Source organism: Paenibacillus rhizoplanae, assembly GCF_042684125.1.
In the GTDB taxonomy this organism is placed as follows: Bacteria; Bacillota; Bacilli; order Paenibacillales; family Paenibacillaceae; genus Paenibacillus_AQ; species Paenibacillus_AQ rhizoplanae.
In genome coordinates, this window is sequence record NZ_JBHUKY010000021.1 from 227,100 (window position 1) to 253,652 (window position 26,553).

Sequence of the window (26,553 nt, forward strand, 5' to 3'; positions counted from 1 at the left end):
GTGGAGAGCTTCACTAAAGTCCAATTGAACGACCGGCAGCTGAGTCTCTTGACTGCCGCAGCCTTTGGTACAGATATCCAGATCGCCAGCAGCAGGGAGCTGACCGCTGGATTCTTTAATACGGCCTATGATCTAGAGTTAAGCGATGGCCGATCGGTCATTCTTAAGGTGGCTCCGGACCCGGAGACAGAGACTCTAAGCTACGAGAAGGATATCATGCGTGCTGAGGTGGAGGCTCTCCGACTGGTCCGTGCTGCTGGCGGTGTGCCTGTGCCGGAAGTGTACAGCTATGACGACAGTCTGCAGTTGGTTCCGTGTCCGTATTTTTTCATGGAGAAGATTGAAGGGCAGCCGTATAACGAGGTGAAGGAGAGTCTCACCGAGGAACAACGGCATTCCATTGAATACGAGCTGGGTCAGTATCAGCGGAGAATCAATGCGATTGAAGGGCCAGCCTTCGGGCTGTTCGGCAAAGAGCCTGACAGGAGCATACTCACCTGGAGAGAGACCTTCCGGTCTATGCTGCTGAATCTGCTTCAGGATGCGGTCAGACTGGAGGCGCGGCTACCGGCTAGTCAGCAGGAAATAGAGCAGGTGCTGGAGCTGTATCTGCCGGCCCTGGATGAAGTGACGCAGCCGCGGTTGGTACACTGGGATCTGTGGGGCGGCAACCTTTTTGTACAGGATGGGGTAATCGTATCGATTATTGACTGGGAGCGGGCGATGTGGGGCGATGTGCTGCTGGAGTATTATTTCCGGCATTTCGAGAGCTCGGCAGCGTTCTATGAAGGGTATGGGTCGGCTTTTACCAGCCGGAATGAACTTCTGCGCAAGCAGCTATACGACCTGTATCTGGACCTTATCATGCTTATAGAATGTTATTCTCGCCAGTACAAGGATGAGAATCATGTGAACTGGGCGCATGACAATCTTGCAGAGTCCTGGAAGCTGTTCTCGGGTCTGGTACTATAGGATACACAAGAGGCCGGATCTCTTCTGAGATTCCGGCCTCTTGAGATTGTGTACAACAGACCAGATGAATGTCAGTCAGCAATCAGTAGCTGCTGTTACGGATGGCAACAACCGGATCGGTGTCAGCCTCATAGTCAATGCCGCCGGATTCGAAGCCAAACAACTGAAAGAACTCGCGTCTGTAACCGGCCAGATCGGAATATTCGTAGACATTCTCCGTGCTTAGCATGGGCCAGATGCGGTCCACTTCCGTCTGTACAGCATGGCTCATCTCATGGTCATCTATCCGGATACGTCCTTGCCCATCTACCGGCGTCCCTTCCGGGTTGTACAAGAAATCTTTATACAGCCGGTAGGCCTGTTCTATGCAGCCTTCGTGCAGTCCCTGTTCTTTCATGACCTTATAGAGGACTGAGATGTAGAGTGGAACAACGGGAATCGCCGAGCTGGATTGGGTCACCAGGCCCTTGCTGACGGCTACATAAGCGCGGCCTCCAGTGGGTGCTAACTGTTCGTTCAGCTGCAAGGCAGTGGCTTCCAGATGATCTTTAGCCCGGCCGATGGTACCGTCGCGGTAGACAGCCTGTGTTAGCTCCGGACCTATATAGGAGAAGGCGAGAGTGACCGCATCTTCTGCTAGAACACCGGAATCCCGGAGCGCTTCAATCCATAGCTGCCAGTCCTCTCCGCCCATCACATGAACTGTATCATCGATTTCAGCTTCGGTTGCCGGTTCAATTTGTACAGTGCTCAGTTCTCCGGTATGGAAATTGACCGTTGTATTGGTATAAGGGCTGCCGATGGGCTTCAATACAGATTGATGAACTGCTCCGGTCTGCGGGTCTGTTCTGCGCGCAGAGGCTACGCTATAGATGACCAGATCAACCTGCCCCAGCTCGCGGCGGATCAACTCTACGGTCCGTTCCTTCGTTTCAGTTGTAAAAGCATCCCCGCACACGCTGTAGGAGCGCAGGCCGGACGTATAAGCCATCTCCTCGAACGCTGCGGAATTATACCAGCCTGCGGAGGCCGTCCGCGTCTCACTGGCTGTGCTGGGTCTGTAGACACCAACGGTGGCAGCTCCTGCACCGAAGGCTGCTGCAACCCTGGCTGCAAGCCCATACCCGGTGGAAGCCCCGATTACAAGTACCTTGCGGGGACCGGTGAATTGTCCTTGGCTCTGTACATAGTTCACTTGCTGCTGTACCTGATGCGCACAGCCTGCGGGGTGGGCAGTCGTACAGATGAACCCGCGTGTTCTGGGTTTTATAATCATATTAGTGTTACCTCGCTTTCCTGGGTGGCCATAGGATATAATTTACTTTATCGAGTGTTATCCCGCAACTTTCCCGGCAAAGAGGCGAATATTATGATGTTGAACTGGCTTCAAATACATATGGACGAAATAAGCCTGCTGTGGCTGCTGCCTGTAGTCTTTATGTTTCATGATTTTGAAGAGATTCTTACAGTGGAGGCATGGGGGAACAAACACGGTCCAGCTATAACAGCGTCGCTTTCCCCCGCATTGCGGAAGCGGATGGCACCTATGATGGGCATGACCACCAGGGATTTTGCCATGGATGTGCTGTTCGTGTATATTCTGATAGTAGGGGTAACCTTCGTTGCGGTATTTTTAGAGTTCTACTGGCCCTACTTAGCTGTCCTCGCTGTGTTTCTGCTGCATGTCTTCACACATTTGGCACAAAGTATGGTTCTGAAGCTGTATACCCCGGGTGTTGTGACAGCCGTGCTTCTGGCTTTTCCGTATTCCTTGTATGCTTTTTACCGCCTGCTGCATGAGGGTATTGTCAGTGAAGCTGACATAGGCTGGTCGCTGCTGCTGCTGTTGATTCTAACACCGCCGCTCGTATGGGGATTGATGAAGAAGCGGACAAGGCATAAGCATAGCGAAGAATGATGATTGTTGACGGTGACGTTTTCAGAAAAATCTTGACGTAAGCCCCTAAAGATAGATAAAATAATAGTATTGCGTGTTTTTTGGAATCACTATCATAACTTGAAAAGAAACAGAGAGGGTGACAGGATGGAGCGCCTTTTAGAGGTAAAAGACCTGGCTATATCATTCAGAACACGCGGAGGAGAAGTTCAAGCAATCCGTGGTGTCAGCTTTCATGTAAATAAAGGGGAGACACTGGCGATTGTTGGCGAATCCGGTTCCGGTAAGAGCGTAACCTCGCAAGCAGTCATGAAGCTGGTTCCTCAGCCTGCGGGCGAATATAAGCGCGGACAGATCCTGTTCGATGGACAAGACCTGATCCGCAAGAGTGAGAAGCAAATGCAAAAAATCCGCGGTAAAGAAATCGGAATGATCTTCCAAGATCCGATGACCTCGCTGAATCCGATGATGAAGGTCGGCCGGCAGATTACGGAAGTGCTGTTCAAGCACGAGAATATTACGAAGGATGCTGCCTACAAACGTGGTGTTGAATTGCTTAATCTGGTAGGGATTCCGTCACCGGAACGCCGTTTCCAGCAGTATCCGCATGAATTCAGCGGCGGGATGCGCCAACGTGTTGTAATTGCTATGGCACTGGCTGCTAACCCTAAGCTCCTGATTGCCGATGAGCCGACAACTGCGCTTGACGTAACTATTCAGGCCCAGATCCTTGATCTGATGAAGGACCTGCAGAAGAAGATTGATACAGCGATCATTTTCATCACCCATGACCTTGGGGTTGTGGCTAGAATGGCTGACCGTGTAGCGGTTATGTATGCCGGACAGATCGTTGAAATGGGTACAGCAGAAGAAATCTTCTACGATCCAAGACATCCTTATACTTGGGGCCTGCTGGCTTCCATGCCAAGTCTGGAGAGCAAGGGCTCGATGCTTACAGCTATCCCGGGCACACCTCCCGATCTGATCAAGCCGCCTAAGGGAGATGCTTTTGCCCTGCGCAGCACGTATGCAATGGCGATCGACATGGAGAAGGAACCGCCAATGTACAAGGTATCGGATTCCCATCTTGTGAAGTCCTGGCTGATGCATCCGATGGCACCAGCGGTGGAGCCGCCGGATGTTGTGAAGAAGCAGCGCCGCGTGTTGAGCAATGCCTATCCAGAGCCGGTACTTGTCGGCAACAGCAGCGAATACTAAATTTGATTGATTAGATCAGCGTCAGGCCTTAATGGGCCTGGCGTTTTTTTGTTATATGGGGGATTATATTTCATATAAACATAAAACAAAACTAACTAATATAAATAAAAGTGTTGACTAAATCTCATTTGCCCAGCAAAATGTAAGGGTATACATAGGGAGGTTATGATGAGATGAGAAAAAGATCCTTAACGGCATTGATATCCCTATCCCTGCTGTCGGCATGCAGTGGAGGGAATCCGGAGGGGCCGCCGGAGTTCGGGAATGTATCTGTACACGATCCTTCTGTGATTAAGGTGGAGGATACGTATTACGTGTTCGGTTCGCATCTGGCGTCGGCCAAATCCAATGACCTGATGTCCTGGACGCAGATTTCTTCCGGCGTGACGGATGACAACGTGCTGATACCGAATGTAACGGAGGAGCTCAGCGAGACGCTTAGCTGGGCCCAGTCGGATACGCTGTGGGCACCGGATGTCATTCAATTGGCAGACGGCAAGTTCTACATGTATTACGATGCCTGCAAGGGGGATTCTCCGTTGTCCGCGCTTGGCATTGCCGTAGCCGATGAGATTGAAGGTCCTTACAAGAATAAAGGTATTATTCTGAAGTCGGGAATGTCCGGCATCGGGGATGATGGAGAGGTCTACGATGCCACGGAGAAGCCGAATGTGGTGGACCCTGATGTGTTTTGGGATAAGGACGGCAAGCTGTGGATGGTCTACGGCTCCTACTCGGGCGGAATCTTCATCCTGGAGCTGGACCCGGCTACGGGCTTCCCGCTGGAGGGCCAGGGCTACGGCAAGAAGCTGCTCGGAGGGAATCATGCGCGGATTGAAGGGCCATATATGCTATATAGCCCGGAGACTGATTATTACTACCTGTTCCTCTCCTACGGAGGGCTTGATGCGAATGGCGGCTATAATATCCGTGTCGCCCGTTCCAAGCATCCGGCTGGCCCGTTCGAGGACTCGGAAGGCAAGGCTATGCTGGACGCGCAGGGGACGCCTGGGGTATTGTTCGACGATCCGGCCTACTCACCCTACGGAGTTAAGCTGATGGGGAATCATGAATTTGTGAATACAGACGAAGAAGCCACGGGATCGGGTACAGGTTATGTCTCCCCGGGACATAATTCGGCGTACTATGATGAGACAAGCGGGCAGTATTATCTGATTTTCCACACGCGGTTCCCGGGTCTTGGGGAGCAGCATGAGGTTCGGGTTCACCAGATGTTCATGAATGAAGCGGGCTGGCCTGTTGTCGCACCCCACCGTTACGGCGGCGAGAAGATAGGCAAGTACACGGCCAAGGAGGTGGCGGGTGCTTACAAACTGGTGAACCACGGCAAGGAGATTACGGCTGAGCTGGCGGAGTCGCAGATAGTGGAGCTGAACACAGACGGGACGATTAGCGGGTCAGTAACAGGTACATGGGCCTTGAGCAATGATAATATGGCGAAGCTGACGATAGAGGGTGCGGAGTACAGCGGGGTGTTCCTGCGGGAATGGAATGAAGCGACCTCAAGCGAGGTAATGACCTTCACGGCACTTTCAGCGGAAGGCGTAGCAGTCTGGGGAAGCCATGTATCACCAGAGAAAAAGTAACCTGATCCACTGAGCAGTCACAGCCAGCATCGTATCCTTAACCATTACAAACAGCGGGTCTCCCCTAGAATGGGCGACCCGCTGTTTGCTGTACATAGGAATTAACTGATATTACGCTTCATACTTGCGCAGAACGATTACAGCGTTATGGCCGCCGAAGCCAAAGGAATTGGAGATCCCGATCTTCAGATCCGCTTGGCGGGCTACGTTAGGAACATAATCCAGGTCGCAGTACTCGTCCGGCTGCTCCAGATTAATTGTCGGCGGGATCAGCCCTTCTTGCAGGCTTTTGAGCAGAGCAATGGCTTCCAGACCACCGGCTGCGCCTAGGGCATGTCCGGTCATCGATTTGTTCGCCGTGACCGGAATCCGGTAGGCCTGCTCTCCGAATAGCTTCTTGATTGCCAGGGTCTCCGAACGGTCTCCGACGATCGTGCTGGTTGCGTGTGCGCTGATGACATCTACCTCTCCGGGACTAATTCCAGCCTCGCTGAGCGCCAGCTTCATCGCCTGGTAGGCTCCTATCCCCTCGGGATGGGTGGCTACCATATGATAAGCGTCCGAGCTGGCGCCATATCCGGTGACCTCGCCATAGATGACGGCATCTCTGCGCAGGGCATGAGAGAGGGACTCCAGGATCACAATAGCTCCGCCCTCCGCGATGACAAATCCGTCCCTGTCCTGGTCAAAAGGCCGGCTGGCCCCCTGCGGCTCCCCGTTCCGGGTAGACAAGGCGGTCGCATTGCCGAAGCTGGCCAGAGCAATCTCGGTCACCGCCGCTTCTGCGCCTCCGGCGATAATCACATCGGCCCCGCCGTAACGGATCAGGCGGAAGGCTTCTCCGATAGCCGTGTTCCCGATGGAACAGGCGGTCACCGGCGAGAGTGTCGGCCCCTGTGCCCCGAGCTTGATGCTGATCATCGCTGCCGCCATATTGGAGATCAGCATCGGGATCAGGGTAGGGCTTACCCGCTCCGGTCCCCTGGATCGCAGCAGCTCGCCCTGGTCCATTAACGTCTGGATACCGCCTACGCCGGAGCCTACATAGACGCCCAGCCGTTCCCGGTCCAGCTCCTCCAGCCGGAGACCGGAGTGCGTCCAGGCTTCCTCTGCGGCAGCAAGCGCGAACTGGCTGAACCGGTCCATCCGCCGGGCCTCCTTGCGGCCGAATCTGGCATTCGGGTCGAAGGCTTGCACCGAGCCGGCAATCTTGGTTTTGAAATGGGTAGTATCAAAAGAATCAATCGGCGTAATCCCCGATTCTCCTGCCGCCAAACGGCTCCAGAACTGGTCCACGGTATTGCCAAGCGGGGAGATGACACCCATTCCAGTAATCACGACACGTTCCATCTTCTATTCCTCCTGTTAATCTGAATAAGCTTATTTTTTCATGTTGTTTATCCTATTACAAGTTGTAGTTTATACTAGTATAATTACTACTACACTAACAGGTAGATGAACTATTTGGCAGGAGGAAGCATAATGTCCAATCAGAACAGGCTTCAAGCATTATCGGAATTTCTGAAAGCCAGACGCGCGGCCATTACCCCGGCAGCGGCGGGGCTCCCGGAGGGCACCCGCAGGCGGACGCCCGGGCTTCGGCGCGAGGAAGTGGCGCAGCTCTCGGGAGTAAGCAGCACCTGGTATACCTGGCTGGAGCAGGGGCGGGATATTAAAGTATCTCCATCCGTTCTTGATTGTATTGCCGCAGCACTTCAGCTGACGAAGGATGAGCGGAGTTACTTGTTCGCTCTGGCGCTCGAGAACGGGCCGGGAGTCGCAGATTATACCCAAGAGGAGCATTCGGTGATTCATCCGTCCCTGCAGAAGATATTGCAGGAGCTGAAAACCTGCCCGACAATCATCTCGGACCGGCACTGCGGCATTGTCGGCTGGAATGGGGCAGCGGCGCATGTGTTTCTTGATTTCGCCAAGCTGGCTCCGCTGCAGCGTAATATGATCTCACTGCTGTTCGAGCGCAAGGAGTTCAGGCGGCTGGCGGTGAACTGGGAGCAGTTCGTCCGGGGATACTTATCGATCTTCCGCGCTTACTATGGGCAATACCTGGAGGACCGCTGGTACGATGAATTCATTGCGGAGATGAAGGAGGGGCATCCGGAATTCAATCATTTATGGGAAGAGAGCCGGGTCAGCTCTGCACCGGATGTTGTCCTGGAATTCCGGCATGCCAAAGCCGGCAAAATGCTGTTCCATCTCACCTCGTTACAGGTGCAGGGCGCTGCGGATCTGCGCTGTAGCATCTACACGCCAGCCGGTGACTCTGGCACAGAAGCCAAGCTGAAGCAGCTCATGGAGCCTAAGTAGGGCAGGCGATAGATTTTTCTTATGGATTCATAAAAAACAATAAATATGCAATATAGATTTTGCAGTTTATACTCCTAATATGATGAATTTCTTCCTGCGGGAGCGAAAAAGGGGCAAAGGTATAATGGCTAAAGTAACGGGATTAGAAGGCGTAGTTGCCGGAGAGACAAAAATTGGATGGGTAGATGGAGAGAAAGGGTATTTGGTGTACCGAGGATATTGGGCCAAGGAGCTTGCGGTGAGCAAAACTTATGAGGAAGTCGCTTATTTGCTCTGGAACGGACACCTGCCTGACGCGGAGGAGCTGGCGCAGCTCAAGGCGCAAATGGCAGCGGAGAGAGTGATTCCTGAATATCTCTGCAAGATGCTCGATCTGTATCCGGCGTCTGTCCCGCTAATGCTGGTATTACAAAGTGCAGTGGCTGCACTTGGGGATGAGGAGAACGCTACCTGGCCGCCCACGCTGAAGCAGGCAGTGCGGCTGACGGCAATGCTTCCGTCGATTATTGCTTACAGGTACCGTAGCCTTCAAGGCTTGGAGCCGCTGCAATCGCTTCCTGAGCTTGGCCATGCCGCGAATTATCTGTATCTGCTCACAGGCAAGCTGCCGGAGGAGGCTCATGTGCAGGCGCTCAGTGCCTATCTGATCCTCTGTATGGAGCACGGAATGAATGCCTCGACCTTCGCCGGGCGGGTGGTATTGTCTACGGAATCTGATATCTGTGCGGCCGTAGCCGGATCGATCGGGGCCATGAAGGGTCCGCTGCATGGTGGCGCGCCGTATGAAGTGATATCGATGCTGGAGGAGATCGGAACGAAGGAACGCGCGGAGCCTTGGCTGAGAGGGAAGCTTGAGGCCGGGGAGAAGCTGATGGGCTTCGGGCACCGGATCTACAAGACCAAGGACCCTCGGGCTGAAGCGCTGCAAATTGCAACACTTACGATGATTGGCAAGGATGCCTACTTTGATCTTGCACTTCATGTAGAGGCTACAGCGGTTGCGCTGCTGGAGGAATACAAGCCGGGCCGCCGGCTGTTCACCAATGTCGAGTTCTATGCTGCGGCTATTCTGAAGGCGCTGCAGCTGGCACCGGAGATCTTCACGCCTACATTCACAGCGGGAAGAATTGTCGGTTGGACGGCCCATCTGCTGGAGCAGTCGGCCCATAACCGGATTTTCCGGCCACAATCTACTTATATCGGACCTATGCCTGAATCAGAGACAATCTGATAGTAACAGCTTCTCTCTTGAACATGCAAAAGCACCCCCGGCCGTCTACCAGCCGGAGATGCTTAACAAGGGAATGTTAATGAGAGAGCATGAGGGGGTACTCTTACATTAGATTTTAGAAATCAGAGGTTGCCACTTCGATAGTGCCGAATACGGCACCGGCCGCCGTGCTCAGAAGTCCAGCGACAAGCAGTGCATGAACAGCTAGAGTGAGACTGTTAAATGCAGGGATAATATAAGTGACCACAGGTGCATTGACCCGGTAAATAACAAGATCCACGGGGAACCCGGAATTGTTGTTTACAGTCACTGCCGCGTTGATGCCACCTGCCAGATTTTCATAGTAAGATTTACCTACAGAAGCTGGCAGGTTGAAGAATTGTTGCGGTAACAAGATAGCCATTGTAATGACCTCCTTTTCCTTGTGATAGGATAGTATATTCAGCGAAACTATGATTGCTGTAACGTATGACATGGGAGATTCACACATTTCAATAGGATGCCGGCAGGTTCATAGACAACCCGGATCTATGGTACACTGGATGTAATCTAGTGACAGGTAAGGGGAAATGACAACGATGAAGCTGGTGTCCTGGAATGTTAACGGTCTGAGAGCTTGTGTGAATAAAGGGTTTAACGAGTATTTCCGGGAGGTTGACGCAGATATCTTCTGTGTGCAGGAGACGAAGCTCCAGGAGGGGCAGATTGTTCTGGACCACGGGGAGGAATATGCTCAGTACTGGAATTATGCGCTCAAAAAAGGATATTCGGGTACGGCTGTATTTACTAGAATTAAGCCGCTATCCGTACGATATGGACTGGATCAGGATACGGAAGATGAAGGGCGGATTATCACCCTGGAATTCATGGATTTCTATCTGGTGAATGTGTATACGCCGAATGCCAAGCGCGATCTGACGAGGCTGGACTACCGGATGGAGTGGGAGGACCGGTTCCGAGCCTACTTGCTGAAGCTGGATGAGCATAAGCCGGTTGTCGTATGCGGGGATCTGAATGTGGCGCATCAGGAGATTGACCTGAAGAATGCGAGATCGAACCGGGGGAATTCAGGCTTCACAGAGGAAGAACGCGGCAAAATGACCACGCTGCTCGCAGCCGGCTTCGTGGATACCTTCAGATGGTTCTATCCTGAGCTGGAGGGTGCCTACAGCTGGTGGTCTTATATGCCTAAGGTCAGAGAGAAGAACGTGGGCTGGCGGATCGATTATTTTCTCGCTTCAGAGCGCTTGACCCCGCGTCTGCTGGACGCCGGAATTGAATGCAATGTCCTTGGCAGCGATCATTGCCCTGTGGTCCTTCATCTGGCGGATACGGCGGAAGCATAGACAGAGTGTATATCTATGATATACAAGAGGCTGTATCCCGGAGTTCGGGATACAGCCTCTTGTAGTTGTGTCAGCGGCTGAGCGGTGGCTTGCCAGGTTATTCTGACGCGCTGCCTGGCTCCAGCACCGGCGGTCGCCTGTGCTTCGTGGCTTGTTCGTAACTATACGCAATCCCTAGCAGCATAGCTTCACTATGGGCTGAGGCACAGAAGGTGATACCCTGCGGTCCCTTGGTAAGATAGCCGCCTGGTGCAACAACACCCGAGCAGGTGTAGCCGGCAGGAACTGTAATCAGCGGATAACCCGCTCTTGCTGCTACTTCACATCCGTGATCTCCGGGGAACAGGAGCGCATCCAGACCGTAATGCTCCAGGGCATAATCGATTCCCTGCTTACCGGCCAGTGAACGGGAAGACTGCAGCTGCTCGAGGTATTCCTGCTCTGTAATTTCATCTCCGGAGGTGTTTAGCCATTCCAGTGTTCCTTGGCCATATTTCAGCGCCTGTTCGCCATGCTGCTGGTTGAAAACTATCAGCTCTTGCAGAGAATGCACAGGAGCCGATTCCGGCAGGCTTCCCAGATAGCGGTTCAATCTTGGCTTGAATTCATATTGCAGAATCGTAGTCTTCCATTCAGTATCCTGACAGGGAAGCTCGACAGGGTCAATGATTTCTGCCCCCAGCTCTCTCAGGACCTCTATGGCAGATTCCATCATATCTAATGCTTCATTATCCAAATTACGATAATAGAATCGCGGAATTCCGATCCGCTTGGCTGCCAGTGCATGAAGCTCCAGACCTGCCGAATAATCCAGTACAGCTGAGGAAGAGTCAGCACTCCCGGCTAATACATTAAGCAGGAGTGCAGCGTCCTTGACCGTTCTGGCCATCGGACCGGCGCTGTCCTGGCTGGCGATTCCCGGTATAATCCCCTTGTTGCTGACCAGTCCCCAGGTAGGCTTAAGGCCGACCAGGGAGTTATGGGCTGCCGGGCTGATGATGGAGCCGGAGGTCTCCGTGCCCACGGCGATGGTGACAAGGTTAGCGGCAACCGCCGCCGCACTTCCCGAGCTGGAGCCGCCAATGAACAGCTCCCCCGGGCCGTAAGGGCTCAGTACAAGACCACCGCGCGAGCTGTATCCGGCCCACATCGCCGATGACATGAAGTTGGCCCATTCGGTCATATTGGCTTTGCCCAGAATCACTGCTCCGGCTGTCCTTAGCTGTGTGATAAGCTCAGCGTCTTCTGCTGCTATGCAATCGGCAAGCGCCAAGGCTCCTGCACTGGTGTGCAGCTTATCTGCTGTTCCGATGTTATCTTTGACAAGTACAGGAATTCCGTGCAGCGGTCCCCGGCTGCCCTGATCCCTTCGTTCCTGATCGAGCTTTGCGGCAATCGCAAGAGCCTCTGGATTCACCTCCAGTACGGAGCGGAGCAGACCGTCCAACCGGTTGATCCGTTTCAAATACCAGTCTACCAGTACCTCGGAGGTTAAGCTCCCTTGTGCCATTTGCTCCTGAATGCTGGTGATGTCTGCTTCTATTAACCACTCTTGCTCATCTGGAGCAGGGGGTATACGGGTGAAGTCGTTATTGTTCATAAGGGTGTTGTGCCTCTATTCATTGTTTACTGTATTATCTTGGGTCTCGCTTGCCGCTGCCTGATGCCGCTTCGGCCAGCTGATTACATTGCGGGTTCTGCTAAGATCCTCGTAGATGAGCGGACGGTCGCGCTTAATCAACCGCTGTACCAGATGAATGAAGAATGCCAAATCTGCCAATAGGATGACCATTTTCGCAACAGCAGTCAGGGCTGTGCCGATGGAGACGAAGAAGGAGGAGTCTGGCATCAGGGAGTTCATTCCGCCTAAGACGCCATAGAGTAATCCGTATCGTGCCCATACCCCCCAGGGTCTGGCCGGGCCGCCGTCTTCACTCCTTAGCCGGATACGTACAACCCATTTGCCGAAGGTGCGTCCGCCTGTGAACAGAGGAATGCTCAGGAAATAGACCATACTAACTGCCCACAGCGAAATACGCAGTGAGAGCAGATTGAGGAGAATAGTCACCGCGAGCAGCAGGATGGAATCCAGCAGGAAAGCAAGGGCGCGGCGGGTGTATGTTACTTTTTTGGCAGAAAGGTCCTCTTGGCTGTCAAGCTTCTCAATCCTCGGCAGCAGGCCGGTGATCCATAGGGAGAGCTTGAATCCGATCATGCCGCCCAGCGTATTCGTGATCATGTCATCGACATCGAAGATCCGGTAGGGATGGTCAAAGAACCCGTAAATGCCGGTAATCTGGGTGATTTCGAACAACAGCGACAGCGCAAAGGACAGGATAATGCACACCACCCAGCGCGTGCGGAAGTAGTAGCCCAGGAACATACCGAAGGGCACCGTCAGCACCACATTGAAAGCGGCCAGCAGAAAATCCGTCTCCCCCAGCACCTTCAGGTAGCTTGACGGGTCACTGCGCGTAAGCTGCGTGTTATGCATAATATCCTGGATGAATTGCAGCGGTACGAACTGGAGCATGCTCCCGGAGGGAGCTGCATTATGCCTGGAATCAGGTAAGGGCAGCAGGACCAGGAAGAACGCGTTAAGCAGGTACAGCAGCAGCAGATACAGCACTAAGGCCCGGATTTTATTGATATAGCCGTGCCGGCGGTATTGCACAATCAGCAGCGGCAGGGTGAAGAACAGTGCCGCAACCGGAAAAGCCATGAATGCATAGGAAATCGGAAATAGATAAGTCTGAAACATGGGTTCACCTGCTGTCCGTTTTTTGTCATAACGACTTCATTATAGAGTTAAACATAACCTGTCTCAACAGAATTAATCATTCTAACCGTTCTTTCCTGCATAGACATGTTAGGAGAGGAGCGTGAGCACTGTATGGAAAAGAAGGTTCAACAGTATTACAAGCTCAAGGCGAAGCAGAAGGAGCTGGAAAAGGAGCTGGCCGGACTACGGCAGGAGATCCTTGCCCATATCAATGAAGCGGGGCAGACTGAAGCGGTGTTCGGCAGCTACAAGGTCAAGCTGGTCACTCAGAACCGTAAGGAATATGATGACGACAAGCTCTATCAGACCTTATCCGACCCTGAGCTGTGGAGGCTGCTCTCCCGGGCAGACCCGGCCAAGGTGGCGAGCCTGACGAAGCTGAAAGTGATCGCAGAGGAGAAAATTGCCCATACTTACGATGTGAAGACCATTCAGCTGTTGCAGGTGGATAAGCAGTAGAGCAGCGTTGCCGGAAGCTTAAGCGTTACATCATGCTCAGCTTCCGGTTGTACATAGAACTTAGAGTACGTGCCATCTTCCCTGTCTTCCGCTATAATTATACAGAGAAAGAGAAGAAATGGAGGAAGAGAAGAAATGAAGGATTTTGAGCAGATGCTGGAGAAATACGCAGAGCTGGTAGTGAAGGTCGGTGTGAATGTGCAGCCGGGACAAGTGCTGATGGTTCACGCCCCGCTGGAGACAGCGGAGCTTACCCGGCTGATTGTAGGCAAGGCCTATGACGCAGGCGCGAAATACGTGCTTGTGGACTGGGACGATGAAGCGGTCACACGCATCCGTTACGAGAAGGCTCCTGAGGAATCATTCGGGTATTATCCGCAGTGGCATGCTGATATGCTGGAGGGATTCGCTGAAGAAGGCGGGGCTATATTACATATAAAGGTGCCGGACCCGGAATTGTTCCGCGGGATCGATTCGGCCAAGGTCTCCACTGCCGTTAAGGCAGCGGCGGTTGCGCGCAAGAAATACCAGGCCTACACCCGCAACAGCAGAATCAGCTGGTCGCTGATCAAGGCGCCGACACGTGCCTGGGCGGACAAGGTGTTCGCAGATCTGCCAGAGGAAGAGCGGATCGATGCCATGTGGGAAGCGGTGTTCCAGATGAACCGTGTGAACAGCGAAGACCCGGTGGCCGCCTGGCGCAGTCACATTGGCGAGCTGAAGCAGAGCCAGGACCGGATGAATGCCAAACGCTACAAAAGCCTGCACTACCGCGCTCCGGGCACGGATCTGCGTGTCGAGCTGCCGGAAGGCCATTTATGGCGGGGCGGCGGCGGGGAGAACGCACGCGGCGTCTATTTTGTAGCGAATATGCCTACAGAAGAGATCTATACCATGCCGCACCGGACAGGTGTGAATGGGACAGTCAAGAGCACGCTTCCGCTTAATCTGAACGGGCGGCTCGTCGACGGAATTACCGTTACCTTTACAGATGGCAAGGTTACAGCTTATGACGCTGAATCCGGCCGTGAGCACCTGACCTCCCTGCTGGATACGGATGAAGGAGCCTCCTACCTCGGAGAAGTGGCACTGGTGCCGTATGATTCGCCAATCTCCAGGCTGAACAGAGTGTTCTACAACACCGGAATTGACGAGAATGCTTCCTGCCATTTCGCGCTGGGCAGTGCCTATCCGGTGAATATTGAAGGTGGTACCTCCATGACCAGCGAGGAACTGATATCCAGAGGGGCTAACGTCAGCCTCACACATGTTGATTTCATGGTAGGCTCCGATGCGCTTGATATTGACGGAGAACTGGCTGACGGCACGATTGAGCCGGTGTTCCGTAAGGGGAATTGGGTGCTCTAGGTGTGACCTATATAAGACGCACTTAAGATTTAAACTTGAAGCTTCATCGTCACTGCGGTGAACATTTGGACTTCCGGCCGCTGCCCATCCCCAGATTTCTTGATTTTGAACCGCTGTTCGCGGGTGAAATCCGGTGACAAAGGCGGACGCTATCGCTCCTACAGTTCCAAATTTCCCCTCCGCTTCTTTTGCTTTTTGTTTATTTCTTTAGTGCTTTTTATATAGTTAGAAGTTAAATAATCTACAGAACTAAGTAATCCTATCGATGAATAGGATTACCTTCGCACCAGCACAATGTATACTGTTTTTCACATACATTCGGGCCATACGCCCGTGCGCAGCACAATGTATACTGTTTTCCACATACATTCGGGCCATATGCCTGCTTGCGAACACAATGTATACTGTTTTCCGCATACATTTGGTCCAACACACCTTCTCCGCAGCAGCAGGAAACTATAGTTTCCTAGTATAATTAAGAAAGGCCGCAACATTCCCGGCAGCGGGGGTTGCGGCTTTTCTGTTGAAATATAAGAATTTCATGGAAGTTATAAAATAATTGCCGCAGACTAAAACTGTTTGCATAACCTCTCCGTCTAATTCATGAAAAGTGATGGAGAGGAGAGGGAGAGATGACTTTGTCCGGGGCAGAGATGAAGCGGGTCACTGCCGCTGTGCCGCTTGAGGAGACGGATTGGGCCAAAGCGGTGATGGAGCATAGCGACCAGCTATACCATATTGCTTACAGTTATCTGGGCAACCGCAATGACGCACTGGAAGCGCTCCAGGAGACCACCTGCCGGGCTTGGATAAAGCGGCGAACCCTGAAGGACCCGAGCGCGTTCAAAACCTGGCTGATCCGAATATTGATCTATGTCTGTATAGATGAGCAGCGGAGAAGAAAGAAGGCGGTCCCTACGGCCGCAGAGAATATGCAGCAGGGGGTCATGCAGAACAGTACGGATGCCATGGAAATGCAGTGGGCGCTCTCGCAGGTGAAGGTGAAATACCGCCATGTGCTGCTGCTCAAATATTATAATGATCTGACCCTGGCCGAGATAGCAGTCCTGCTGGGCAAGCCGGAGGGAACCGTCAAAACCTGGCAGCACAAGGGCCTGAAGCAGCTTAGGGAAATTATGAAGAACCGGGGTGAATGGAATGGACAATAGCAGAGAAGAACAGGCGATGCTGACGGATGCGATACGTATCCGTGAGGAGGTACGGGTGGACTGCGGGGGCAGTGAGGTCAGAGGGGCGGTTCAGGCGGGAATCGAGCGCGGACGCCAAAAAAGCTGGCAAGGCAGACTCACCAAAGGTTCCTTCCTCGGATTAGCCGCAGCCGCGGTTGCTGCAATAATTCTGTTCCTCATTCCGGTCATTCATGATGCTGCACCTCGTGCTGCCGAACCTGCCGGAGAAGTGAATTGGGGCGGGCTGGAAATGTTCAAGAGGCTATATGAATTCGATTTAGAAGCGCCTACACTGGATACGGCGATCCGGCACGGCTACATTCAGGAAATTAATCAAAGCGCAGCCAGCGGGAATTACCGGATTACCTTGAATGCGGTAACGGCGGATGAGAACAAAATCATCTTTTTGTATACAGCTAATGTCGCGGAAGGACAGGAGATCTATGGAATTAGCAGTGCGAGAATCAAGAATCTGGCAACCGGATACGATCTGGAGAACGGGGGCGGGATCGGCGCCCATGCTAAAAACAATGGACACGATGATAAGCGTATTTTTTACGGGCGCGGCGCCATCCTTCTGGACCGGAGCAAGCCGTTCCCGGAGCAGTTGGAAGCGGATTTCCAGATTTCCTCAATGGATAAAGGGAAAATGAAAGATCTGGCGAAGGGTGTCAATGTAGCCGATGTGCATTATTCCCCGAGACTCAAGATCAGCTTCAAGCTTGACCCGAAATTCAAACAGCAGCAGACGGTGATTGTCCAGCCAGAGGAGGATTTCATGCTGGAGGGCATTCAAGTGACACTGGAGCAGGTTGAGCTCTCCCCCCTGATGATCCGTACTGTGTTCAAAATTAAGAACGAGTCTGAGGTTACATGGCAGAACCGGCAAAAGATATTTGGCGTGGCATACGGGGAAAAAATTCAATCGATAACGAAGCATGGGACCACCGAGATCGGGTCATCGCTGGGCTCAGGCACCGATGAGGGCTTTGAACATTATTTCGGCAGCAATCTGCTCGATAAGCCGGAATCGATGAACATGATTATGAAGACCGGAGAAGGCAAGAATACCAGGGAGATTAACCTGCCGATTCTGCCGTGAATCCTCGGACACAAGTGGGAACGAATTTAAAAAGGCTGACTGCTGGAATATCCGGCGGGTCAGCCTTTTTGGCGGTTAAGTTATTACTTCGCAGAGACCAGTTCTAAGTAGCTAACCGGACCAGTGGACAGCTTGGTTTTGGTTTTGCCGTCATTGCTGTACCGGTACAGGCAGTCGTTATCCAGACCGTTGATATAATACAAGCCGGGAATATCGTCTGTAATTACAGAGTAATCGGATTCTACACCAGCCATTTTGGTCAGGGTCGAATTGGCATTCAGGACGTAAGCATCCGTCTTGGTGAACAATACGGTGGTGAGCGTCGTTCCGTTCTTAACCGTTCTGACATCTTGAACATTCGTCAGTGGAAGAGGCTTGGAGGAGGTGACTTTGCCGTTAGCAAGCGTGCTGATGTAAGCCTTGCCTTTGGAATCTGCATATACCAGCTTATTCGCAGCAATCTCGCTGATGCTGGTCACACTGTTCTGGCTGAGCTGCAGGATCTTCCCGTTCTTATCCATCAGGAAGCCTTTGCCGGTGTTATAGTCCAGCTCATCGCCGGTGGCGTCCACTTTAATGCCTTTATTGAACAGAAAATAATGGTCGGACCAACTGCCGGCAGTAGCAGCATTGGATTCAAGCGGATTTTTGGCATTGGCTGCTTTGGGAGCTCCACCGCTTAGAGGCAGGGTGTAGAGCACCATGGAGTTCAGAGAATACTCGGTTTCGGCAGGTTTATTGTCAATCATAAGGTTAATACTTGTAGCGTAGGGATGATAAAATTTGCTCTTCTGAATTGCTCCGCCGGCTATCCACTGAATGACTCCACTCCCGTCGCGGGACCTCGAAGCAACCCACGTAGTGTTATTCTTCAGCGCATTATAGTAGATCCGCCCGCCTGAGACGTCGAAGGCCCGGAAATTCACATCGGCATTGTCTGCGATAAGGGTAAGCTGTGAATCATCGTCAGCGTCGGCCAAGGTGCGGTAGATGTGTCCTGTATCATCCAGGAAGTACAGATAGGGACCCTCGAACAGGTAAAAGAGGATATTCCGGTCCCCGAGGAAGCTGGTAATTAAAGCATCGGGATCGCTCAGAGACAGCCGCTGAATTCCCATACCGTCATCATAATAAAAATACAGATATTTGCCGGTCGAGTCTAATCCGTTGCCGTCAAAATTCTCAGCGATCTTCTGTGTCTCACTTCCATCTGTCGTTACACGATATAGAACATCATTAGAGACATAGTACACATAGGGTTTCGCAGAAGCTGCCGCTGCTGCCGTGTGTGACTCTCTGCCGCCCCCAACTGTACCGAGTGTTGCCAGTAGCAGTACGAGCAGAAGGACACCTGTTTTTCTGGATAGCAATTCTAAAGCCTTCATAGTAATTCTCCCCTTCAGCCAATGTGGTGAACATACGAGCAAATCCTGTTCTAATAAGATATCGGAGAAATTCACGGTTTCAAATATACAGCTTAAGCCCTAAAGAGCTTGCATGAAAGAGCAAATAAAGGGGTGCGAGGGGACTTAGGTCTCGATAGCATCAATGGGATAAGCAATAGATCAGGATGGCTTGCTGAACATAGATCAGGCTTTTCTTGAACCCGAATCCGGCAAAATAAGGCGAAGCAATCGCCTCTTCACTGACCTCCTCATTGCGGAAGAAGGGAGGACAGGGGTTCAGCAGCGCCCCGGGTCTTGTCTGCTTCATCCGGTCCAGAGTAATCTGATAGGCGCTGATATACTCCGGGGTCAAGAAATCCTTGGGCAATGAATCGGTAAGAATCACATCGCTCTCCGGTAAAACGCTATCCAGGCTCGTATGAAAGGTATAGCCCGGGTGATTCCCGCTGGCCATCTCATGACCTGGCGTGCATACATGATGGAAGGATAAATTCAGGGCTTGCGCCGCCTCCAGCCAAGTTCTTGATATATTGCCGGGCGGTCCAACAAAGGTGTAGGTCAGCTCCCGGTAGTTGTGCCGGAGGGTGCGCAGAGCATACAGGTCAGCCAGAATCTCGCAAGGGTGATTATGTGCAGTCATCGCATTAATAACGGGAACAGAGGCGTGTGCAGACAGCTCCTCCAGTTTGCAAAGGTCAGGGGTTCTGGCAATGATGCCATCCCCCCAGTTCTCCAGGTAGCGGACGATATCGCCCGGCGCTTCTTTCTTGTCGAGCGTCTCCGGCGGAAAGCTAATGCAGGCCCCGCCCAGATCACGGATGCCTTTCTCGAAGCTCACCCTTGTCCGCAGACTGGTCTCCGGGAAGAAGAGAATCATGGTTTTGTCTGCGAGCAACGGTTCTGATTTTCGGAGACGAAGCCGGTCGGTTAATTCGAAGATTTCCAGGATCTGCTCTGAACTGAGCTGGTTGATATTCAAAAAATGCATAGATGTATCCCCCGGTAGATGAGAAATCAGCAATAAATGCCGGTTGAATAAATATACAATAAACAGGAATAGTATACAACCCATTTTATGTTAAAAAGCACATTCTACCGGCAGTTGAATAAAAGGGATGCAGCCGTTCAACCAGCGATTGATAGGAATGTGTATGCTGAAATGCTATGCTGTTTTCGACAGTGCGCGCTGTACATTTTATGATCTCGGAGGGATATCATGCTCGACTTGCGTAGAATTGGAGCTTATATATCGCGGCTTCGCAAAGACCAGGATTGGACCCAGCTGGAGCTTGCCGATCAACTGAATGTAAGCCATCAGGCTGTATCGAAATGGGAGCGGGGCGACTCGCTGCCGGACATTGGAACACTTCCGCAGGTTGCGGGGTTATTCGGCTTAACCGTAGATGATATTTTGAATGCAGGAGATAACGCAGACCATCGGGAGCACCCGCACATGGGTCGGATCGTAGAGGAGATCGCAGGGAACAGGCCGGGACAGGTTGCAGAGATGGTCAATGCGGGTAAGCTGGAGATGGAAGAGCTTGTAGAGGTAGCGCCTTTTGTAAAAGCAAGTGCCCTGCATAAGGTTACAGAGAACATAGACAGCAGCGTCCTTACGTTAGATGTAATTATGCGGCTGGCCCCGTTCCTTGGAAGAGATACATTGGATGAGCTGGTTCGTCAGGTAGAAGAGGACACCCTGGGCTGGCAATCTATTAACTGGCATTGTATTCAAGGGCTGGCCCCCTTTATTAACAGGGAAACTTTAGACCGTTTGGTTGACCGGGTTGCAGACGGCTCTATCGATGCGCACCGGATTATGAGCCTAGCTCCTTTTCTGGACAGGGATAGAATCGGGAAATTATTAGGTGAAGTCGAAGCGGATCAGCTCAACCCGGATCTGCTGGCAAGCCTAGCTCCTTTCCTGGATCAAGGGACGTTGAGCAGAATGGTGACAGGCTTGTTGAATAAAGGGAAGTAGACAGCAAAAGGAACATAGACAGACAAAAAAACAGAGCACCGGCGTATCCTCAGCCATGCTCTGTTTTGCGTTAAATATGGGCAGTGATGCTACAGCCCGAGCGTATTACCCTTTTCCAGCCGCTGAATCTGCTGTTCCCCGTTATCTGCCAGCTCCCGGAACTGGATAATCGTCTCCCGCATCTTGGGGAGCGCTTCCTGCTTGTAGGTGCTGATCGAATCCAAGGCAGAGAGGACGTCGGTGAAGGCCACCTTCAGCGTATCGACCGAAATACTAGTTTCGAGCGATTGCTTGTGAATGGCTGCACCCTGCTCTTTTAGCATTCTGGAGGTGCCGCTGATCAGATTGTCGGTGGTCTGGTTCAACAGCTCGATTTTTTGGAGGACGATCTTCTGGTTATACAAGGCGCTGGCGACAGTAACCGAAATTTTGAGCGCAGATACCGTAACATTTCGGGCTCTGTCGACTCCACGGATCAGTTCCTTGTTGTTGCGGATGACCACCTCAATGGCCATAATGCCCTGTTGATTGACCACGAGCATCTGCTGCAGATCCATTACCCGCTGGCGCAGCGGGAACAGGACCTCCTCCGTAATGAACCGCACCTTATCCTCATCTTCACTGCGCTGCTTGGCAGCTTCAATCTGCTTCTCGATTTCCTCATCCATCAGGATGCCGAGCTGAATCTCCTTCTTAAGCCGCTTGGTCAGCTCCCGCAGGGTCTGCTGTTCAATCTCCAGTGTCGTATTGTCATTCTTCAGCACGGCTTTGCCTTTATCCAGGGATAGAATAATATCTGAGATGACGGCATCGGCCTTTTGATATTTGGCGAAATAATTACGCAGGGGGTGGAAAAACTTGCCGAGGAACCCGCTTTTGGCGAAATCGACCGCGCTGGGGTCCAGATCCTTGAGCTGCTGATGCAGCTCGGTTAATCCCTTGGCGACCTGACCGCCTTCATCCCCGGTCTTGGACAGATTACCCACCGATACCTGAAGCAGGGAGTTCTTCTCCGACGAGGAGCGCATGGTGCCCATCCCGAAGCTGTCAATCGACTGCAGCACAGCCTTGCGTTTCTCCAAAGATTCGAAGTCCAGCTCCAGGATACTGGAGACATTATTGATCGCCTGCTCCTTAAGCTGGGTGACTTCCTCCGGCTCCGGCTGGACCTGCTCCTCGATGACCGATTTCAGCTTCTCGGGGCTGGGGATTTCCATGGTGAATGACATATGAACCCTCCTTCAGAATATAAAGTCTACATTTGCACGTTGAGCAGGTTTCCGATTTTGTATACTACATCCTCTGTGTCGGCGTTGATATTGGCTGCCTCGTTGATGCTGGAGATGCTCTCCAGAGCCTTGATATTAGCGTTATACCCGATGGTGTATACCGGAATCTTGTACGTCTGAATCAAGCCCCGGATATCATCCAGGGAATGGCCTTCGTTGGTCTCCCCGTCGCTAAGCACGAAGATCAGGGGCTTCATATCCGGGTTCACCGCCAGCTCATCCTTCAGCATCTTCATCGCAACCACCAACCCGTCGAAGGTAGCCGTACCGCCCACAGGCTGAAGGCTGTTAATCGCCCCAACGAACATGGACTGCTGATTGGTGTCATATTTGCCGATGGGCAGATTGATAGTCACATCACTGGAATAAGAGACAAAGCCGATGCTGTTGTCCTTGCCGAGGAATTTCTGGCCCTTCAGCAGGGACTCCTTGAGACGGTTCAGCGGCTCGCCGGCCATGCTGCCTGAGACATCGGCTACGAACACTGCCGCAATCGGTTTACTGCCGTTCTTTTTCTCCTTCCAGAGCTTCTGGGCCGAGGAGAGAATGGAGCCGTCAACCGGTGCCAGCTCTGAGACATAGTCGGTCAGGCCGTTGAAGCCCTTGTCCGCAGCCGTCTTCTGGTATTTATCCTGCTGGACGAATTCGCCGAACTTCTTAATGATCGCCAGCTTCTCCGGCGGCAGCTGCCCGAGTGCATAGAGCGGGCTGTCATGTCTTACCCCGAAGGGGGTGAACACATAGCCGCTGGTCAGATCCTTCGCATTAACGAAGGTCTGATACTCAAGGACGAAGGCATCCAACATGCCGGATTTGGCCGCTTCCCGCATTTGCAGGGTGGTGGAGGCGATGAAGGGCACGTTGGCCTGGAACTTCTCGAAGCCTTGAACCGCCTTGGCTCCCAGCAGATCCGTACTGTCGAAGGTGCTTAGTGCGGTGACCAGGAAGTTCAGCCCCGTTGAGCTGGCAAAAGGATCGGTGTACCCCATCGCCAGCTCATTAGCCGCAATGGCATCGGTAATTGTCTTCACGTTGATCGAGCCGTATTTGTCGACCAGCTGATCGTATTTCTGCTTGCTCATTACCACTCCGGCCACGTTGCCGGTCAGCCGCTTCGTAACCAGCTCGGCTTGCACGCCGCTGGCCTTGACCATCTCGCCCCATAGCTCATTAGAGGGAGTGAAGGCGTCAGGCACATATTTGCCGGACCGGATATAATCAGCGGCTGTGCCGGAAGCGATGTTGCGGATTTTGACTGAGGCCGGTTTGCCGTCTATTGTAATACCGGCAGCGTTGAAATCAGCGGCCACCTCATTCAGCCAGCCGTCGTTGCCTGTTCCTGACTTCTCCGTGGAGGAGAAAATCTCGACAAAGCTGTCCGTGGTGCTCTCTATGGAGATGGGGAACTTGGAGATATCGGGCAATGAATCGCCGATGGATGCCGGATCAAGATCGATCTGCCCTTTTACAGGCTCAGCACTGGTCACGTTGATATCCTTATAGATGCGGTTCAGTCTTTTGTCGGCGTCTTCGGCAGAGATTTCTGTCTTGGATTTGCCCAGATTGGACGTTAAGGTAATGCCGAAATAGACAAGTGCGAAGACGGATGCGGCGATAATGCCGAGTATGAACAGTGTTTTGCCTTTCCTCATAGGTTCATCTCCCTTTCCTTACTGATAGAGTTTCGTCTGCCCGATCAGGGCGGTCAATTCCTGCATGCATGGCATGTCTTCCACATTGGTATAATCTGCGCTGCCCAGCTCGGTAATCTCCAGCAGCAGCTGATCCAGCTTCAGCAGAATTTCTTCATTGGCTCCGAGACTGCCTTTGACATAAGTCAGATATTCGTTGTACACGGCTGTTTTTTTCTGAATCAGGGAGCTGGAGAACCGGCTTGACGCGTTACCGGCGTTGAATTTGGCGAACTCCGCGGCATCGAATACACTGAGCTTGTTCAGAAGCCCCCGGATATTCAGGTAGAAGAGCTTCTCGACCTCCAGAATGACGGAATGAAACTTGCGGAAGCTGAGCTCAGCCGGATCGAACCTGCGGCCCAGCACTTGGAGCAGTGTGGTCTTCTTCTTCTCAATCCGCTCCATCTGGTCGAGGGCGAGGGAGATATCCTCCTTCAGCACCTTCACATTCCGGTGACGGCTCAGGCCGGCAATGTAATCCTCCCGCGTCTCTAATTGCACGCTGGCGGGCGTGGCAGCCGGAGGTCTGAAGAGCAAGGTGTAACTCCCGTATAGGACGACCAGCAGACTGATGATTAGCAGGGTTACTGCCGATGCCGTTTCCAGCGGACTTCCGCCGATCTCGATACCGAGCAGGCCGGGAGATAGAACGATGACATTTAAAATTACAACTCCGGCAATCATGCCGAGGAGCTTAACGGGCCCGGATCTGTTCAGGATCTACACCTCCTTCAGTTATGTATATTTCGGTAAACCATGGGATCATTCATGCCTCCGGGTGATCACGCGGTTCCCTTCACAATATTACCCATCTCACATAGAAATGATTGGAATAAAGGGCGGTTACACACTGATACGCAGCGTAACTTGTCTTTGTTTCAAATTTTTACTTTATTTATTCATAGAGGGCTGCCCTTGGATTGCTGTTCATTACAAATAAATGGAAGTATAATAGGAAGGTTAACAGAATCTATGAGAATAAAGTAAATTACAAGGGGGAAAAGCCATTGTTACTTCGTAAATCAAAGCTTCTCATCGCATCACTTCTGATATTATCCTTATGCTTTCCTGCCGGCAGCGAGGCCGCTGCTGCGGTGCCCAGAGCTGTAAGTGTATCGGGCGGCTCTGCGCATGGAATTGCGGCTTGGAGTGACGGGACGGTAACAGGCTGGGGAGATAATAAGTTCGGTCAAGTCGGGGACGGGACAAGTATTAACCAATACATCCCCAGACAGGTGGAAGGTCTGAGCGGGATTGTGCAGGTGGCGGCGGCAGGAAGAGTGTCTTTTGCACTCAGCAGGGATGGAGAGGTATGGGGCTGGGGCCTGGACTACAGCAGCTATATTGAGAATGATCCTCTGTTGAGGTATCAAAAACGGGGAGGTCCGGTCAAGCTGGAGGGTCTTCGGGAAGTATCCTCCATCACTGCGAATGGTAGCCTCGGCATCGCTGTAAAAAAAGACAGGACGGCCACCCTGTGGTACCCTTCCTACGATCAGCCCGGTGTGCTTCCGGTGCAGATTCACTATTTGGAGCTCAAGGCAGTTACGGGGATTAGATCCGCCCTAATTAACGGTAACGATGCGTTGTTTCTTACTGAAGAGGGCAGTGTGAAGCAGATGAGTATTGTTAACACAGTGTATAACCGTATCCGCTTGGAGAGTGATCCGGTCAGTGTAGCTACGATTGCTTCATCCTCGATAACCGGTATGGCAGCATCGCAAGGTGAGCTGTTCCTGCTGCGCAGTGACGGCCAAGTCTTGCGCTGGAACAGGGGGCTTAAAGCACCATCTGCCGTTGCTGGCCTTAATAATGTCTACAAGCTGGATACCGGCTTCTACCGGCTGTTTGCCTTGAAGAGAAACGGAACGCTCTGGCAATGGAACTATAATTCTGGAGTGCTGGCTAAGCCGTATCAGATAAAAAAAGGAAATCAAATCAGCAATATTTGGGGAAGCAGTGGAACCTTTGGTTTTGCTCAGCACAAGGATGGGACGCTTCTGGGCTGGGGCGACCGCTTCGACACGGGACTTGCGACCGGGAGGGGGACAGTGACCAAGGATCAAGCTGGATATATCCTGACACCGGTCCGACAGCCATTGATGTTCTTCGTCAACGGTGAGCCGTTCTCATTCTATGGCACGCCCTCCATCAAGGATGACAAGCTGTATGTACCGCCGACTAGTGTATTCAAGGCGCTTGGCGTACAGGTAAGCTATGGGACATTTAAAGCTGATCCGAAATATGGAAATGATCCATTCACAGGCTGGTCTTTTGTATACGGTAATAACATCGTTCAGGTGAAAGTCAGCGATCCGCTCGAATTGTATATCAATGGCAAGAAATCAGACCGCGAATTTACAATGAACAGGCTGCCGGATTCGGCACAATTCCCGCTGGAGGCAATATGTGATCTTCTCGGTATTGGCTTACAGTGGAATAAAAGTACGGGTGAAGTAAGGCTGGAGAATTGAAAAGAAAGAGGTCTATCTTTCCTAAATTTCAAATTTAAAATAATTAAGGCTTGACGTCAGCTCACTTGGCGTGTAACATATGAACAGTCGTCAATCAGGCAATACTTCACAACTCTATATTGTTCTCGTATAACCTCGCAGCCATTCAGATGTCACAGGGCGAGGGTTTCTACAGGAAGCCTATTCTTCCTAACTACGATGATAAGGACCAT

At 52.2% G+C, this 26,553-nt stretch carries 23 protein-coding genes; 13 read left to right on the forward strand and 10 right to left on the reverse strand.

Annotation, left to right across the window (positions count from 1 at the left end):
* Entirely contained in the window at positions 1-972 is a 972-nt protein-coding gene (locus ACFSX3_RS11290) for a phosphotransferase family protein (RefSeq protein ID WP_209985771.1), read from the forward strand.
* Between the two features lie 82 nt (positions 973-1,054).
* Here ACFSX3_RS11290 and fabV read toward each other — a convergent pair whose 3' ends face one another.
* Positions 1,055-2,248: an enoyl-ACP reductase FabV gene (fabV, locus tag ACFSX3_RS11295; protein ID WP_209985774.1), complete on the reverse strand. Its 1,194-nt coding sequence runs from the start codon at positions 2,246-2,248 to the stop codon at positions 1,055-1,057.
* 93 nt (positions 2,249-2,341) lie between these two features.
* On the opposite strand from fabV, the gene ACFSX3_RS11300 reads away from it, so the two are divergent.
* From ACFSX3_RS11300 to ACFSX3_RS11310, 3 genes are all read left to right on the forward strand, one after another.
* Positions 2,342-2,890 carry an HXXEE domain-containing protein gene (locus tag ACFSX3_RS11300; protein ID WP_209985777.1) on the forward strand — a complete coding sequence of 183 codons (549 nt, stop codon included), beginning with the start codon at positions 2,342-2,344 and terminating at the stop codon, positions 2,888-2,890.
* A 126-nt stretch (positions 2,891-3,016) separates the two neighbouring features.
* A complete protein-coding gene (locus tag ACFSX3_RS11305) occupies positions 3,017-4,087 on the forward strand; it encodes an ABC transporter ATP-binding protein (RefSeq protein WP_209985780.1) in 1,071 nt (356 codons plus the stop codon).
* A gap of 173 nt (positions 4,088-4,260) precedes the next feature.
* Complete coding sequence (locus tag ACFSX3_RS11310) at positions 4,261-5,694, forward strand: glycoside hydrolase family 43 protein (RefSeq protein WP_209985782.1); 1,434 nt, start codon at positions 4,261-4,263, stop codon at positions 5,692-5,694.
* Positions 5,695-5,805: 111 nt separating this feature from the next.
* Here the strand turns inward: ACFSX3_RS11310 and fabF are convergent, their stop codons facing one another.
* On the reverse strand, positions 5,806-7,044 hold the full coding sequence (fabF, locus tag ACFSX3_RS11315) for a beta-ketoacyl-ACP synthase II (RefSeq protein WP_209985785.1): 1,239 nt from the start codon (positions 7,042-7,044) through the stop codon (positions 5,806-5,808).
* A gap of 132 nt (positions 7,045-7,176) precedes the next feature.
* Here fabF and ACFSX3_RS11320 point away from each other — a divergent pair, with 132 nt between their 5' ends.
* Both ACFSX3_RS11320 and ACFSX3_RS11325 read left to right on the forward strand, forming a co-directional pair.
* The gene (locus ACFSX3_RS11320) at positions 7,177-8,019 is read left to right on the forward strand and encodes a helix-turn-helix transcriptional regulator (protein WP_209985788.1); all 843 of its coding nucleotides are present in this window, start codon (positions 7,177-7,179) and stop codon (positions 8,017-8,019) included.
* Between the two features lie 124 nt (positions 8,020-8,143).
* Positions 8,144-9,250, forward strand: a complete 1,107-nt coding sequence (locus ACFSX3_RS11325) for a citrate synthase (protein WP_209985790.1) — start codon at positions 8,144-8,146, stop codon at positions 9,248-9,250.
* A 115-nt stretch (positions 9,251-9,365) separates the two neighbouring features.
* Here ACFSX3_RS11325 and ACFSX3_RS11330 read toward each other — a convergent pair whose 3' ends face one another.
* On the reverse strand, positions 9,366-9,653 hold the full coding sequence (locus tag ACFSX3_RS11330) for a hypothetical protein (RefSeq protein WP_209985792.1): 288 nt from the start codon (positions 9,651-9,653) through the stop codon (positions 9,366-9,368).
* Positions 9,654-9,828: 175 nt separating this feature from the next.
* Between ACFSX3_RS11330 and ACFSX3_RS11335 the strand changes: the two genes are divergently transcribed.
* Entirely contained in the window at positions 9,829-10,596 is a 768-nt protein-coding gene (locus ACFSX3_RS11335; RefSeq protein WP_209986396.1) for an exodeoxyribonuclease III, read from the forward strand.
* A 97-nt stretch (positions 10,597-10,693) separates the two neighbouring features.
* Here the strand turns inward: ACFSX3_RS11335 and ACFSX3_RS11340 are convergent, their stop codons facing one another.
* Both ACFSX3_RS11340 and ACFSX3_RS11345 read right to left on the reverse strand, forming a co-directional pair.
* Positions 10,694-12,196: an amidase family protein gene (locus tag ACFSX3_RS11340; RefSeq protein ID WP_209985795.1), complete on the reverse strand. Its 1,503-nt coding sequence runs from the start codon at positions 12,194-12,196 to the stop codon at positions 10,694-10,696.
* Positions 12,197-12,211: 15 nt separating this feature from the next.
* Positions 12,212-13,357, reverse strand: coding sequence for a VanZ family protein (locus ACFSX3_RS11345; RefSeq protein WP_209985798.1), 1,146 nt, complete (start codon positions 13,355-13,357; stop codon positions 12,212-12,214).
* Positions 13,358-13,489: 132 nt separating this feature from the next.
* Between ACFSX3_RS11345 and ACFSX3_RS11350 the strand changes: the two genes are divergently transcribed.
* From ACFSX3_RS11350 to ACFSX3_RS11365, 4 genes are all read left to right on the forward strand, one after another.
* Positions 13,490-13,837, forward strand: coding sequence for a hypothetical protein (locus ACFSX3_RS11350; RefSeq protein WP_209873329.1), 348 nt, complete (start codon positions 13,490-13,492; stop codon positions 13,835-13,837).
* Between the two features lie 135 nt (positions 13,838-13,972).
* Positions 13,973-15,205 (forward strand): aminopeptidase, encoded by a 1,233-nt coding sequence (locus ACFSX3_RS11355; protein ID WP_209985800.1) that lies wholly within the window; start codon positions 13,973-13,975, stop codon positions 15,203-15,205.
* Between the two features lie 632 nt (positions 15,206-15,837).
* Positions 15,838-16,374: a sigma-70 family RNA polymerase sigma factor gene (locus ACFSX3_RS11360; protein WP_209985803.1), complete on the forward strand. Its 537-nt coding sequence runs from the start codon at positions 15,838-15,840 to the stop codon at positions 16,372-16,374.
* Positions 16,364-17,497, forward strand: a complete 1,134-nt coding sequence (locus tag ACFSX3_RS11365; protein ID WP_209985806.1) for a DUF4179 domain-containing protein — start codon at positions 16,364-16,366, stop codon at positions 17,495-17,497. The genes ACFSX3_RS11360 and ACFSX3_RS11365 overlap by 11 nt, the downstream gene beginning before the upstream one ends.
* Positions 17,498-17,580: 83 nt before the next feature.
* On the opposite strand, the gene ACFSX3_RS11370 is transcribed toward ACFSX3_RS11365, so the two are convergent.
* Positions 17,581-18,882 carry a DUF5050 domain-containing protein gene (locus ACFSX3_RS11370; protein ID WP_209985810.1) on the reverse strand — a complete coding sequence of 434 codons (1,302 nt, stop codon included), beginning with the start codon at positions 18,880-18,882 and terminating at the stop codon, positions 17,581-17,583.
* A gap of 160 nt (positions 18,883-19,042) precedes the next feature.
* Positions 19,043-19,891, reverse strand: a complete 849-nt coding sequence (locus ACFSX3_RS11375) for an ornithine carbamoyltransferase (RefSeq protein WP_209985814.1) — start codon at positions 19,889-19,891, stop codon at positions 19,043-19,045.
* A gap of 228 nt (positions 19,892-20,119) precedes the next feature.
* Between ACFSX3_RS11375 and ACFSX3_RS11380 the strand changes: the two genes are divergently transcribed.
* Positions 20,120-20,884, forward strand: a complete 765-nt coding sequence (locus ACFSX3_RS11380; protein ID WP_209985815.1) for a helix-turn-helix domain-containing protein — start codon at positions 20,120-20,122, stop codon at positions 20,882-20,884.
* 89 nt (positions 20,885-20,973) lie between these two features.
* Here the strand turns inward: ACFSX3_RS11380 and ACFSX3_RS11385 are convergent, their stop codons facing one another.
* Genes ACFSX3_RS11385 through ACFSX3_RS11395 form a run of 3 tightly spaced genes read right to left on the reverse strand, consistent with a single transcriptional unit; the run spans position 20,974 to position 24,551 of the window.
* Positions 20,974-22,113, reverse strand: coding sequence for a toxic anion resistance protein (locus tag ACFSX3_RS11385; RefSeq protein ID WP_209985819.1), 1,140 nt, complete (start codon positions 22,111-22,113; stop codon positions 20,974-20,976).
* 26 nt (positions 22,114-22,139) lie between these two features.
* Positions 22,140-23,825, reverse strand: coding sequence for a vWA domain-containing protein (locus ACFSX3_RS11390; protein WP_209985821.1), 1,686 nt, complete (start codon positions 23,823-23,825; stop codon positions 22,140-22,142).
* An 18-nt stretch (positions 23,826-23,843) separates the two neighbouring features.
* A complete protein-coding gene (locus tag ACFSX3_RS11395; protein WP_209985824.1) occupies positions 23,844-24,551 on the reverse strand; it encodes a hypothetical protein in 708 nt (235 codons plus the stop codon).
* Positions 24,552-24,874: 323 nt separating this feature from the next.
* Here ACFSX3_RS11395 and ACFSX3_RS11400 point away from each other — a divergent pair, with 323 nt between their 5' ends.
* The gene (locus tag ACFSX3_RS11400; protein ID WP_379312877.1) at positions 24,875-26,341 is read left to right on the forward strand and encodes an RCC1 domain-containing protein; all 1,467 of its coding nucleotides are present in this window, start codon (positions 24,875-24,877) and stop codon (positions 26,339-26,341) included.
* Positions 26,342-26,553 lie beyond the last annotated feature (212 nt).

Coding starts and splice junctions, on each gene's coding strand:
- ACFSX3_RS11340 (WP_209985795.1), bottom strand. CDS start 12,196: ATGAACAATAACGACTTCACCCGTATACCCCCTGCTCCAGATGAGCAA.
- ACFSX3_RS11360 (WP_209985803.1), top strand. CDS start 15,838: ATGACTTTGTCCGGGGCAGAGATGAAGCGGGTCACTGCCGCTGTGCCG.
- ACFSX3_RS11320 (WP_209985788.1), top strand. CDS start 7,177: ATGTCCAATCAGAACAGGCTTCAAGCATTATCGGAATTTCTGAAAGCC.
- fabF (WP_209985785.1), bottom strand. CDS start 7,044: ATGGAACGTGTCGTGATTACTGGAATGGGTGTCATCTCCCCGCTTGGC.
- ACFSX3_RS11355 (WP_209985800.1), top strand. CDS start 13,973: ATGAAGGATTTTGAGCAGATGCTGGAGAAATACGCAGAGCTGGTAGTG.
- ACFSX3_RS11330 (WP_209985792.1), bottom strand. CDS start 9,653: ATGGCTATCTTGTTACCGCAACAATTCTTCAACCTGCCAGCTTCTGTA.
- ACFSX3_RS11335 (WP_209986396.1), top strand. CDS start 9,829: ATGAAGCTGGTGTCCTGGAATGTTAACGGTCTGAGAGCTTGTGTGAAT.
- ACFSX3_RS11380 (WP_209985815.1), top strand. CDS start 20,120: ATGCTCGACTTGCGTAGAATTGGAGCTTATATATCGCGGCTTCGCAAA.
- ACFSX3_RS11310 (WP_209985782.1), top strand. CDS start 4,261: ATGAGAAAAAGATCCTTAACGGCATTGATATCCCTATCCCTGCTGTCG.
- ACFSX3_RS11375 (WP_209985814.1), bottom strand. CDS start 19,891: ATGCATTTTTTGAATATCAACCAGCTCAGTTCAGAGCAGATCCTGGAA.
- fabV (WP_209985774.1), bottom strand. CDS start 2,248: ATGATTATAAAACCCAGAACACGCGGGTTCATCTGTACGACTGCCCAC.
- ACFSX3_RS11370 (WP_209985810.1), bottom strand. CDS start 18,882: ATGAAGGCTTTAGAATTGCTATCCAGAAAAACAGGTGTCCTTCTGCTC.
- ACFSX3_RS11350 (WP_209873329.1), top strand. CDS start 13,490: ATGGAAAAGAAGGTTCAACAGTATTACAAGCTCAAGGCGAAGCAGAAG.
- ACFSX3_RS11345 (WP_209985798.1), bottom strand. CDS start 13,357: ATGTTTCAGACTTATCTATTTCCGATTTCCTATGCATTCATGGCTTTT.
- ACFSX3_RS11390 (WP_209985821.1), bottom strand. CDS start 23,825: ATGAGGAAAGGCAAAACACTGTTCATACTCGGCATTATCGCCGCATCC.
- ACFSX3_RS11365 (WP_209985806.1), top strand. CDS start 16,364: ATGGACAATAGCAGAGAAGAACAGGCGATGCTGACGGATGCGATACGT.
- ACFSX3_RS11300 (WP_209985777.1), top strand. CDS start 2,342: ATGATGTTGAACTGGCTTCAAATACATATGGACGAAATAAGCCTGCTG.
- ACFSX3_RS11395 (WP_209985824.1), bottom strand. CDS start 24,551: ATGATTGCCGGAGTTGTAATTTTAAATGTCATCGTTCTATCTCCCGGC.
- ACFSX3_RS11325 (WP_209985790.1), top strand. CDS start 8,144: ATGGCTAAAGTAACGGGATTAGAAGGCGTAGTTGCCGGAGAGACAAAA.
- ACFSX3_RS11385 (WP_209985819.1), bottom strand. CDS start 22,113: ATGTCATTCACCATGGAAATCCCCAGCCCCGAGAAGCTGAAATCGGTC.
- ACFSX3_RS11305 (WP_209985780.1), top strand. CDS start 3,017: ATGGAGCGCCTTTTAGAGGTAAAAGACCTGGCTATATCATTCAGAACA.